This is a genomic window from Candidatus Hydrogenedentota bacterium (assembly GCA_035416745.1).
Classification (GTDB): Bacteria; Hydrogenedentota; Hydrogenedentia; order Hydrogenedentales; family SLHB01; genus UBA2224.
Genome location: DAOLNV010000030.1, coordinates 34,924 through 47,313, shown reverse-complemented (window position 1 = coordinate 47,313; position 12,390 = coordinate 34,924). Strand labels below are relative to the sequence as shown.

Genomic DNA, 12,390 nt, shown 5'->3' with positions numbered 1-12,390 from the left:
ACGTTGCATGGACGCACGCGGCGGGCCCGAGGAAGTCTCCCCGGAAAACATGGCGTCTGAAACTTCCATGGGCGGGAGGTCTGCCGACATGGCTTGTCCGCTGGCCGTGGGCCACCAGAACCGGAACCTGGTGCGGTTCGCCCTCCACAAGAGCCTGATCTACCTGGCAGCGCCGGTTGTGTACATAGGGAACCTGGACGCCGTTCTGTTGAACCGGCTGGGCCACTCCGACACAGTGGCTAACCTGCCCGCTTCGGCCTACGCGTGGACAACAGCGCCGTTTCTGGTGCTGTTTACCTGGTATTTCTGCCGTGTGCGGATGCTCAAGCCGGTTCTGGTCGCCTCCTACGCCGTGATGGCGGGCGGCGGACTGATTGCGGCGGCGGGGCTTCTGCGGCCAGAGTCGAGGTGGCTGGTGGCCGCTTTGGCCGCGCACGCCATCTTAACGGGCTGGGCGGGCGGGGTGGTCGGCGTTTTTGAATGGGAGATCCTCGCCCGGGGCGTAGCGGAACAGCGGCGCGGGCTGGCCTTGAGTCTTGCCTTCGGAGTCGGGCCCCTGATGGCAGTGGTCAGTTCGCTCGGCACGCAACTTGTGCTCGACGGGAAACTGGGTCCGTTCGTGGTGGGCCGGTTCAATTTCCCCCGGGATTATCTGGTCCTGTTTGGCGTCAGCGTTTTGATTCTGGCAATACCCGCGTTTTCGGCGACACGCTACACCGTTCCGCTCCCTGATGCGGAAGTCTCGCGTCAAAAGCTCATCTCGGGCGTATTCGGCGGCCTCGGCGGCTTTTTCAAGAATCGGCTGCTGCTGCTCGCCGCCATCGCTTTCCTGCTCGTGACGGTCGGCAGCTCAATGATCCTGCCCAATGTGGCTCTCTACACGAAAGAAGTGCTCGGCGAAGAGCCGCAGGCGTATGCCGGGTACCAGTTCGCCCTGCAGTTTGGCTTCAAAACAGTGGCTGGCCTGTTGCTGGGATGGTTGCTGGTGCGGACCCATCCGCGGGCCGGTGTTACGGCGACTACGCTCCTCTCGTTTACAGGCTTGGTTTGGGCGCTTTGGGTGCCCGGAAAATGGTACCTGGTGACTTTTGGAATCTTGGGCGCCGGCGAACTCTACGGCGTATACTACCCGAACTACCTTGTATGCTGCTCGCCAGCCTCGCAGGTCCGCCGCAATCTGGCTTATGCGCAGCTGCTGGCGTTGCCGGTGAGCGTTGCTCCGCTGATATACGGGATGATTTCCGATAGCTATGGGTTGAGAATCAGCGTTGAGACGGCGGCAGTGCTGCTGCTCGGCACAATCCTCTTGATTCAGCTCGCGTTGCCGCGCCGGCCAGGCATCGCTCCTTCTGACGGCATTTCCCCGGAGACGGTGATTGCCGAAAACTAGCTCCGGCGGGGGGATTCTGGGAATGCCGGCCGCGGGCTCGCACCATGCTCTTTGCGGAGAGCATAAAGAGCAGGGCGAACTCAGTAATTCCGTCATGGCGCGTGAACGCACCTGCCGCTTCGCAGGGACTGCCCGTCTACGCCTCCGATTCAGCGCTTTGCATCGTGCTCAGCGTTCTGTGGGGCCGCCCGTTGCAGTTGCACCGGGCCGAGCAATCCGCCGCCCCGGGAGTCCATCTCGAACTGGACTTGCCGTGCATGGTACGGACTGGGCCAGCCGGGACCTTTCCGCTGGGACCAGTTGTCTTGCACCCGTTGCGAGGTAAGCTCGTTTGCCAACGTGTTGGCCACCTGGATCTCCAGCGCAAACTCTGTGCGGCCATCAAGCGGTGGAAGCTCAATCCGCCACGGTGGCCAGAGCACGCAGCCAGCCTCGCGGCCATCAATCGAGACGTTTGCCGCGTACTCCAATCCGCCTAGATCCAGCATCAGCCGCCCGGCACGCATCGACTCGGGCACGCGCACTGTTCGCCGATACGTGACATGGCCCGAGAAATCCTCGCTCAATCCCAGGGTATGCGCCCAGGGGCCCAGCACCACCGGCTTGAACTGCGGGTTGCCGGCCGGATGGAGCTCGAAATCATGTTCGCCCGCCACATACTGCTGGTCTACCCGGGCCGTCCACGCGTCGGCCAGCTCGAGGGATTCGGCCGCCTCGGGTGCCTGTGGGGGCGCAACGTCAGCGGGCGCGTCCTGTGGAGTCGAGACCAGCAGCATTGACTGTCCCGCCACAAGATGCAACGCGATGGCATGAATAGCGTGTTTGGGCTTGGGGGCGCCCTCATCCTTTGCCTTCTTGCTCTCCACCGTTCGCAGCACCCCCGTTCCCGGCTCGACCTCGTACGCCTCTCCGTCGAGCGCCATAGAGACGCTGCCGGCGTACGGCTTCTCGCCTTCATTGAACAGAAACGCTGCCCCGCCGCCGGGCCAGCGGCGGACGAGCGCACGAACGTCCCTGGAAGGTGGCTCGAGCTGCACCGTCGGCGCGATCCCGGCCACGGCTGCGTCGATCTGGCCCAGCTCATCGGCGCGGACCACCTGCCCCCCGGCCGTCTTGAACTCCTCGAGCCGTTGCCGGGCAGGTTCTGTCATCCACTGGGTCGGCCCGACAACGATTGTCCGATAGCGCATGGGTCCAATCGCCAAAAGGCCATCGGCGACCTGCGTCACTGGATCGGAAAGCACATCATCGTCGAGCAGGTCGTAGTCGCACTGCCGCTCGAGCAAGGCTTGAGCGAGCGCGTTGAACCCGCATACCGCCGGGTCGGACACGTCGCCGCTGGCCCAGATGTCACGCACGGGATAGTAGAGCCCGATCTCGATGGCCGGTTGGCCGCAGGCCAGCATGTAGCTCGACCTGGCTACGTAGCGATGGAGGTCCGGCAGGAAATCCCACATTGGCTCGGCGGGACAGAATCGCGGCCGCTCGCCCGTCATCGCGTTGTCGCGCGTGGTGACCGGATAGTTGCTGCCAAGGTATATGTTTATGCCGCGAACGAACTGGTAGTCGAGCACCCATTTCATCTGGGCCGGAGTGAGTCCGCTGCCATAGACGGCGAACGATTCGGTGAAGGATAGTGCCGTACCGTTCTGATGGGCGGCGGATGAGGCGAACTTCGGGAAGTTCGTTTCGCACGGCTTGCCAGGGAAAATCTGACGCCAGATGGCATCCACACCCGGCATGTCCATCGCCCGAAGGTGCCGCAGGGCGCTGCCGTAGCCATGGATAACCGGACTGATCGATTCGTCCTCTCCGCCGAGGTGTCCGCAATGAGCAATGCCCTGTTGCCGGCACCAATCGCGCTTGGGCAAGAAGTACGCGTCGCGGAATTGTCCCGACAAGAAGTCGAATACGTCCACGCGCACTTTTTTCTGCGCCGGGGTCAACTGACCGGCGTCGGTGACGGCAAAGGCATCGAGCTTGTTGTCGGCCAGCAGGCTGTAGCCGAACCGGCTTTGAAAAATGGCATCCCCGCCCGGGGTCCACGGGATCGAACGGCCCAGGTCGACGTACTGGTATGCGGGCTCGTCCGTGAACATGAACGTGATGGTCGAACCGAATTGCGCCGCCAACAGCTCAGCGTAAGGCTGGTGAGTCGTCGCGATGAAAGCCGCCGTCGTCTTGGGACTCAGAAAATCGGCGCTCACATAGGAGGAGGGGTTGCGCACTTGAGTCCAATTCCCATCGCCGTACACCAACTGGCACGTAGCGTGGTGCGTGGCGTACTGTGGATTGTGACGCAGCACCAGTCCTGGCGGCCAGGCGCCCTCGTCATAGAGCCAGCAATTCATCTCCAGCCGCGCGGCCTCGTCTACCGCGGTTCGCACGCGGTCGAAGAACTCGGGAGTGAGGTAGTCGGGGTCCATATGGTAATCGTTGGGCCGGTGATCGTTGGACAGCGGAAATATCAACGCATTACGCACCTCGTGCGCTTTCATATCAGCGAGTTGCGCGCGAAGCACCGCGGGTTCGAGCGTCCCGTTCCACCACCAGATGACCGTGGGCCAGAACAGGCACTCCGGCTCCCGGAGAGACTTCCAGGAGAATTCCCTGGGCTGTACATAATCCGGTGGGGCGGGGGCTTTGACGTCTTCGGCCGCGAAGGACGCAGCCAGCGGTAACACGGCAAGCAGTACAAGAGCCGCAGGAAAGTGTTTGGCGTGCATGGCAGCAACTCCTTGAGGGACAAGATGCGTAGCACTGTTCTCGCGCCAATCCGAGGCGTCCGTTTACGGCCTCGTCTCGTCCATCGCAACGACTACTTCTTAACCGCGATCGGCTGGGGCGTATTGCCGAGTGAGGGCTTGCCCGCGCCATACTAGCTCAGCTTGCGGTCGAGCCGTTTCCGATGGAACGCTTCCTTGATCTTGCCGGCCAATTCCACATAATGCCGCGTCTCGTCATTTTTTCCAAGAACCGCGGCGGTCTCCGCCATCACCGGCACATCCAGATAGTAGTAAGCGGTCCAGACAAATGGCGGCCAAGAATCACGATGATCAGCGGCGCACCTGGAATCTGCCGCTGCCCTTCGCTAGGATGAAAGAGTCTGCGCTCGAAGAATCTCCGGACGACGGCTGTATCGGTTTACAAACGCCCGATTACATAAGGGCGTGGTGAGACATGCAGGAACCAGGACGTCCCCAAAACGGCTGCCGGCGGGCGGCAATATCATCAACGGAGAAGTGGCAATGAAACCCCGATTCTTTTCGCTTCTGTTCTTTCCCGCGACAATGTTGTTCTCAGCGTTCGCCAGCGGGGCAGAGATTCCCGTCGAGCCGTATTCGTCACAGCCAGCGGCCAGCGAGACGGCGTTCGTGGCACAATGGAAACAGTTTCTCCTCAAACAAGGGGACGCGAGCGCCGGGCGCTACGCCGCCGATCTCCCCTTCTCGTTCCGATGCGGCGAACGAAGCAGCCGGGAATGGGTCACAATCGGAACGGCGAACATCGAGTCGGGGGATTGGCGGAATGACGGGACGCGCACGCATATTCTGAGTTGGAGAGACGCCCAGACGCCGCTCTATTGCGAGATGGAACTCACCGAATTCCAGGACTTCCCCGCCTTTCAATGGGTTGTCCGCGTCCGAAACGACGGGCAAACCGATTCCGCGAAGGTTCACGATTTCTGGGGAATCGATACGTGTTGGGATGCAGCGGACGGTTCGATGCCGGTTCTGCACCGTTCGGTCGGTTCGCCGGGTCACGAGGACGATTTTCACTTCATGAGCGAGGTCATGCACAACTCAATGTGGGACAAGCGCCGCCGGATTGCGATGGACACACCCTCAAACGCCGCCTGGGCACAGGCACACTCGTACCTCATTCCAAATGACAGACGTTCGAGCGCCATATGGTTGCCGTTTTTCAATTATCAGACCGGCGGCGACGGTTTGATCGCCGGACTCGGCTGGAGCGGCGCTTGGCGCGCCTATTTTGACCATCAAGGGAACGGAAAATCGACGATTCAGGCCGGGGTCGAGAACTTCGATTCGATCCTTCATCCCGGCGAGACGGCCCGCTCGACGTTGAATCTGGTCCTCTATTGGCAAGGGGAGATGCTGCACGGTCAGAATATGTTTCGCAGACTGGTCCTTCAGCATTATTCGCCGCGCGTCGGTGGGAAATTGGTCGAGCCGCCGATTTCCGGAGTCGTCTGGGGAGGGATTCCGTCGAAAGAGCACCTCGAAATCATCGACAAGATCAAGGAGTATGAGATTCCATTGGACGTCTATTGGTTTGATGCGGGCTGGTACGGAACGGGCGTCGTCCCGTCGTACTCTGTGTTCGAGGGCGACTGGGGAATTATGGCCGGAGACTGGCGGCCGAATCCGAACTGGCACAACGGAACGCTCAAGCCGACAAGTGACGCCGCTCATGCAGCGGGGATGAAGTTTCTTGTCTGGGTCGAACCGTGCCGCGCCATTCACGGCCGGCCGGTCACGCTCGAACATCCCGAGTATTTCCTGACCGGAAATGCCGACGGCAAGATCCAAGACGGGCAAACGCTTCTTCTCGATCTCGGCAAACCCGAATCGTTGACGTGGGCGACCGGTGTCGTTGGCGGTCTGATCAGGGATTACAACATTGACTGGTACGAAGAGGATTTCAACATCGACCCGAATCCCTATCTGGAAACGGCCGCCCTGCCTGACCGGTGGGGGATGAACGAGATGCGGTTCATCGAAGGCCATTTCGCGTTTTGGGACGCGCTTCGCAGCGAGTTCCCGCATCTGGCCATTCTCAATTGTGCCAGCGGCGGACGGCGCATCGACCTGGAGTCGATTGCGCGGGGACAACCTCTCTGGCGAAGCGATTACAACTGCTTTCCCGAAGCGACCGCCGAGTCGACGCAGGATCAGAGTTACGGAATTCTCCATTGGCTCCCGATTCAGGGAAGCATGATTCGGGGCTGGTCGCTTTTCGATACGTATGAAGCTCGCTGCGCCTTGAGTCCGGGCATGGAGAACGCAATGGTCGCGAAGACAGAGCCGGAATGGCTCCAGATCAAGGCGAATGTCATTCAGGCACAACGCTGCAAGAAATACTTTTTTGGCGATTACTACCCCTTAACCCACGAACAGCGCAATCCGGCTGCGTGGACCGCGTATCACCTGTATCTTCCTGCGGAACGGGAGGGGATGATTCTCGCCCTGCGGCGCGCGGGGAGCGACGTTCGTGCGATGACGTTTGACCTCTTGACGATTGACCCGGCCGAACAGTGGAAGTTTGAAGATTATGATTCCGGAGAAACCTGGGCCGTTTCCGGTAGGGAGATTCGCGAAGACGGGTTCAAGATCGTTATTCCGAACCGCCGGGATTCTCGAATCATCTTCTACGCGGTCGAGAGCACTAATAAGCAGGGACAATGACCTTCTATTGAGCACATGCGAGGCGCAGCTTCAACATGAGATATCTGGAAAGAAGCCCCCGAAAATGAAACGTCATTCGCTTAATAAGAGGTTATTACCCCTATTTACTCTGTCTATTTCGTGTTCCTTGCTTTCCGTGGCGCAAGTTGCGCGCCAGGATGCGGCCGAGGTGGCTGCGGTCGAGCGGGCCAACGAAGCCCTGTCGCCGGGGCAGGCATTCGCGAACCTCGAAGCCAAGGCCGGCGAGTGGCGAGTCGAGAACGGCGCGCTGGTGCAGGCGGACGCATCCGCGCCGTATGCGCGAACGTTCATCAAGGGACCGCGCTGGATGGATTGCGCCATCAAAGCGAAGGTGCGGGTGGATACGATGGGCGCCACGGCGGCGTCGCCTGGTGTGCGGCTGATCGTGCGGGGTGATGAGCAGACGGATACGTTCATCACGGTGGGCCTGTGGGCGGGCAGCCGCGAGGTGCACATCGAGAAGTCGCGCGGGCTGACCTTCGAGACGATGGTGAGCGACCATTTCCACACGCCTGCGGTCGCGCCGTTTCCGGTGGAACTCGGCAAGACGTATGAAATGACCGTGGCGACCGACCACGGGACGATCTACTGCTACATCGACGGCGCGTTTGTGGTGCTGGCGCAAGAGCAGGATTTTACCATTCAGCCAGCCGGGCGGGTAGGTTTCTTCACGAACGCGGCGACGGGCACGTTCAGCGACGTTTCCGTCAAAGGACTCCATAACGTCACCGCGTCGCCCGTCACACCGTATGCGGGGAACCCCGTGAACCTGACGATCTATTCGCCCGCAGTGATTAAAGATGACAAGTTCCGGATGTGGGATTCGTTGCTGGGCCGGTATACCGAGTCGGAGGACGGGATATGGTGGACTTGGCCGGCGGGCAGGGAATCCGTCGTCAACAAGGGCAATACCGGCGATTGGCCCACCGGCAACCAGTGCGGCGATCCCGACGTTCTCAAGTTTGATGGCCAATACTGGATCACCTTCTGGTCTACCTGCAACCGGCGCAACGGGGCCTTCGACGGCATGGGACTGAAACGTTCGCCGGACGGCGTTCACTGGACGCCCGAACCGTCAAACCCGGTCTTCTACATGGGGCCGAATGGCGACTGGGACGAGATGGTGGTGGGCGATCACGCGATGATCTGGGACGGGGACCGCTTCAAGCTATGGCACGTCGGCATCACGCGCGGGCAGCGGGGTTACCGGAATGAATTCGGTTACGCGGAGAGCCTTGACGGCCTCCATTGGCGCAAATGCCGCCTGAACCCGATTCTGACACAGGGCAAGCCGGGAACGTGGGACGGCGGGTGGATCTACGCGGCGGGAGTCGTGAAAATCGATGACGAACAGTCCGACACGCACGTGTATGCGGGCAAACCCGGCGCGAGCTATCACCTCTTCTACACGGGTCAACCGAGCAACAATGAAATCATCTGCGGCGTGAAACGCATCGGGTATGCGTTCTCGCTCGACGGTATCCATTGGGTCAAATGGGACGATCCCGACACGGCGGAGCCGTTTCACGACAGCGATCCGGTGGTGAGCTGGACGGAATATGGGCAGAAAGGACACACGGGGGTGGGCGCTTCCACGGCGATGCTTCTTGACGACGAGGTGCGCATCTACTACTCGATGTATGAGGAGCGGCTGGACGTTGGACGGCCCCCCGAAGGGCCTGTCGGCACGGCGTTCGCCACCGTAAAGGTGGACGCGTTGCGGAGTATCGTTGCCCAGGCGCGGGCGAAAGGCCTGCTCCAGTGCGCCAGCCGCGAAGAGCTCGAAGCCACGCTCGATGATCCCTTGCCCCAATCCATGTGGGACGATTTGCAGGGCCGGGTGCTGGCCGCGGTGCAGGCGAAGCAGTCAGGCGACGCGGACGGCGAGAAGTCGGCGCTGGCCGCGATCGCGTCCACCCGCGCCAAGTTTACCAAGGCGCTCGAACGGTACTATGCAGGCGCTTTTGCGCCATTGAAGACCGTGGTGGACCAGTTGGAAGCCGGACGTCCCGTGAGCGAGAAAGTGCTCTGGAGTCTGCCAGCGGATCGCGTGGGAAACTACCCGCCGCAGATCGAATTCGCGGGCTTGAACATCGCAGCCGGGGAGCACCCCGTGATGCTCGAGTTCGAGGCGAAGTGCGACCGGTTCGACCTCGCGCGGGTGGCATGGGCAACGGGCGGCGGGTTCAAGGCCGGGCAGGACATGGAGTTCGTCGCCGGCTACCCCGGGGTGGAGTTCCCGACCCACCGCGTCACGATTGCCGCCGGCGGCTCACCCATCAGCGCCCTGCGTCTCCAGTTCCCCGGCGGAGCCACCGTGGTTCTCAAACAAGTCCGCGTCCGCGAAATCAGCATTGCCCAATGAGGGGGCCAGGATTGACGCCGAATCGGTTTTCAGCGAGAAGGGGCGAGACACGGGCGTCTCGCACACGGCGGAAACGCCCTGAATAGCCGGGAAAACACCACGCTGCACAAGGGCAGGGACGTCCCTCCTCCACATGGACAGGTGGACAGGACGCCAATGCCGCGCGTGGAACATCCAGAGCCGGCGCGAATCCCTCGGGCTTGAAATTTGACCTACTGGATAGTCAACGCAAGTCGCATCTCGCCGGCCGGCGCGTCCCAGCGGACCCCGGAACCGTCGGGCAAGACCATCGCTTTCGATTCGGGATTGGCGGAGACGACGCGACGTCCTTCGGGCAGTCGCACGTGAAGCGTGGCGGCTTTGAGGCCGGCGTTCTGGGGAAACACGGCCTTGCCCATGACGCGCGAGGCCGCCGCATCATATTGCATGCTGTAGGTGATGTGGCCGAAGTGCGTCGGCGCATCGGTAATGCCGACAGGCGCCCCGCTCTTCAGCCAATCCCGGTGCAGGCCGCGCGCGAGGTGCAATTCAGCGCCGTCTTCCAACACCATGAAATCACGGATAGCGCGGACTACCGCGACAGGCGTCCACAGGTGTTGGCGATCGCCGGTAACAGTCGTCGAACCCGGTTCCTGGCCCCGTTCTTCGCACCAGGTGTAGAGCGGTGTGGCGTGATTCAACGTGGCGTACAGAAGAGCGGCGGCGGCATCGCCCTCGTTGCGAACCAGGTGCGCCGCCGCCAGGTTGTCGAGCGCGATGGCCACCCACATGCCGTCGGGGAGCCAGCCGGTGTTGAGCGGAAGGCCTCCGGGACTCATGGCCGACTCGATTCGGCCGATGGTGCCGGAAACGAGTTCGTGGTCGGGCGGCACGAGTCTGCACGGGAACAACGCATTGAGCGCGCCCCATCGGCTGCCGCTTGTCTTGCCCGGCACGCCGGGAATCCAGCGGAAGCCCGATTCGGAGATCGCGCCTTTGTCCATCGCCTGCAAAAGGTCGCCCAACGCGGTTTCGTAGATGGATTTCACCTCAGACAGGTCGTCCGTTTTGCCGAGGATTTCGGCGGCTTCGAGCGTCACGCGGTCCGCGTACACCGCCCAGATGTTGTGTGGCAGGAAGACCCCGTAGAGGTCGTCGCCGTCCTTGAGTCCGCAATCGCCCATACCGCGCGGCATCAAGCCATAGGTGAGCGGGCGTTGTCCATCTACCAGGAGGCGCGTCCGCGCGCGTTGTTGTTCCTTATGGCGCGAGCTGGCCAGCATGCGCGGGTAGATGGACTCCAGGAAGGCGCGGTCGCCGCTTAGCAGGTAATGCTCCATTGCGGCCCATGATTTGAAACCGGAGATGCACCACATCAGGTGACACCAGCCTTGCGGGTCCGCCCAGTCGCCGTCGGTTCCCTGCTGGTCGAGACACATCTGGTATCCCTTGATTGCCTGATTGTGCAGTCCAAACTGATCCAGGGCCACCGACACGATTGCGGCCTCGCCTGAGTTGGGGGCGCGGTACCCTTCTGTTCCGGGTGTCGCGGCGATATATCCGCGCGCGACCGGTTCGCGCATGATGAACAGGTCGCCCAGGCAGGCGTAGAGCGCGTCTACGACGCCGGGATCGGGAATCTGTACGCGCACGGCCTGGCCCAGGAGTGTGCGCCATTCCTGTTTCGCGGCTTCGGCTTCCTTCGCCCAGTCGGCGCCGCGAAGCGCGGGCAGGTCCGCCGCGTAGCCTCGATACGGACGCACGAGCCACCCGGTTCGCGTCTGGCCCGCCGGCACGTGCCACGTGGGACACAGCGTGGTCGCGTCGAGGATGGCGCAGTCGTCGGACCCTATCGCCAACACCAATACACGGTCGGCGCGGTCGCCCCAGCCCGCCAGCAGACAGTCGCGATCACGGCCCGGGTCCACATAGGCCGGATTGTAGCCGTAAAAGCCCCGTTCGGACTTGCAGAGCAGCCGGAAGGTATTGGCGTCATCACTCGTGTTCGTCATCGTGATGCGGACGAGCGCCGCGGTCGCGCCACCGACGACTTCGAGCCGTATCGCGCCTTTCGGATCCGTGTATGCGTTTTCGAGGGCGGGCAGTATCTGCTCGACACGTTTCCACGCACTGGCCGCGGGCGGCTGCTCCGCAATCTGCGGATGCAACCTCACGCTCCACGGCGCCGTGAGCGGGTCGTACGCCATTAACGGGGCATTCAGGAGCGTGCCGTACGTCCACGCCATCCGGAGATTGCCGGGTTCGGCGTCCAGAAGTGTCTTATCGCTGCTGTCGGGCAGGGCCACGGCCATGCGATGAGGCGTGGCGAAGGCGTACGAGAAATCGACGGCGGAGGCCTGAGCGGAGGCCTCTACGGCCGAAACCGCCAGACCCCCTGCGAATACCAGCAAGGAACAAATGCACAACACTTTCGCACTCCTTTCAAATGGGATTTCCCCTCTGGACCTGCCTGTGACCGGCGCAGGCGCATTTCCAGTCATTGTAGCCGCCCCTGCCGATTCCATCAACGCTTCGTTCTATGACCCCAATCGCCGGATAAGAAAGCCCTCGCGGATGGGATCGTATTGTCTCCATAAAGACAAGAACGAACTCACACGGAGACACAGGGAACACGAAGATTGAATCCTCCGAAACAGAATGAGATAGGAAGCATCATTGTGGATTGCGCGATGGCGCTTCATCAAGAGACGGGTCCCGGGCTATTGGACACGGTGTACGAAGCGGTTCTTGCACGCGATTTAGAGGCCCGGGGCCTGCGCGTGGCACGGCAAATTCCTATCCCCATCGAGTCTGCGGTTGACGGGCATCAGACTCGGCTATCTACTGAACTTCGGCGAGGCGTTGATGAGGGACGGCATTTCCCGCATCATAAACGGAGACATTGAGCAGATTTCGCTTCGGCGGGCGCTCCATTTCCTCCGCGTCCTTTGTGCCTCTGTGTGAGTTTCCCCAATCGTCGTGTTATCCGGCGACTTGGGCGGATGCGTGCCCGCTGAATTCGTTGGGTCCCGTCTTCGCCTGTTACGCCTTTCCTTTCGCGCGATGCCGTTATTGGACGCGTCATCGGAGAGGATGTGGCCAGACTCATCAAACCATGCGCGGATTTCTTGGCCTCGACCCGCAGAGCCCGCGCGGCGCTTCAAGTGGAGAACCTGGCATTGCGGGATTTGCTTTGTGTGTACCGG

At 61.7% G+C, this 12,390-nt stretch carries 5 protein-coding genes and 2 pseudogenes; 4 read left to right on the top strand and 3 right to left on the bottom strand.

The features are described from left to right. On the top strand, positions 1–1,390 hold a 1,390-nt coding region (locus PLJ71_11155; protein ID HQM49233.1), incomplete at its 5' end, for a hypothetical protein. Positions 1,391–1,539: 149 nt separating this feature from the next. Here PLJ71_11155 and PLJ71_11150 read toward each other — a convergent pair. Then, the gene (locus PLJ71_11150; GenBank protein HQM49232.1) at positions 1,540–4,116 is read right to left on the bottom strand and encodes a glycosyl hydrolase; all 2,577 of its coding nucleotides are present in this window, start codon (positions 4,114–4,116) and stop codon (positions 1,540–1,542) included. Between the two features lie 152 nt (positions 4,117–4,268). Continuing rightward, positions 4,269–4,415, bottom strand: a pseudogene (locus tag PLJ71_11145) (hypothetical protein). A gap of 223 nt (positions 4,416–4,638) precedes the next feature. Between PLJ71_11145 and PLJ71_11140 the strand changes: the two are divergent. Both PLJ71_11140 and PLJ71_11135 read left to right on the top strand, forming a co-directional pair. After that, positions 4,639–6,819 (top strand): alpha-galactosidase, encoded by a 2,181-nt coding sequence (locus PLJ71_11140; protein ID HQM49231.1) that lies wholly within the window; start codon positions 4,639–4,641, stop codon positions 6,817–6,819. A gap of 169 nt (positions 6,820–6,988) precedes the next feature. After that, positions 6,989–9,205 (top strand): hypothetical protein, encoded by a 2,217-nt coding sequence (locus PLJ71_11135; GenBank protein ID HQM49230.1) that lies wholly within the window; start codon positions 6,989–6,991, stop codon positions 9,203–9,205. Between the two features lie 212 nt (positions 9,206–9,417). Here the strand turns inward: PLJ71_11135 and PLJ71_11130 are convergent, their stop codons facing one another. Continuing rightward, positions 9,418–11,613 carry a hypothetical protein gene (locus PLJ71_11130; GenBank protein ID HQM49229.1) on the bottom strand — a complete coding sequence of 732 codons (2,196 nt, stop codon included), beginning with the start codon at positions 11,611–11,613 and terminating at the stop codon, positions 9,418–9,420. Between the two features lie 261 nt (positions 11,614–11,874). Between PLJ71_11130 and PLJ71_11125 the strand changes: the two are divergent. Then, a pseudogene (locus tag PLJ71_11125) lies at positions 11,875–12,148 on the top strand (GxxExxY protein). Positions 12,149–12,390: the final 242 nt, after the last annotated feature.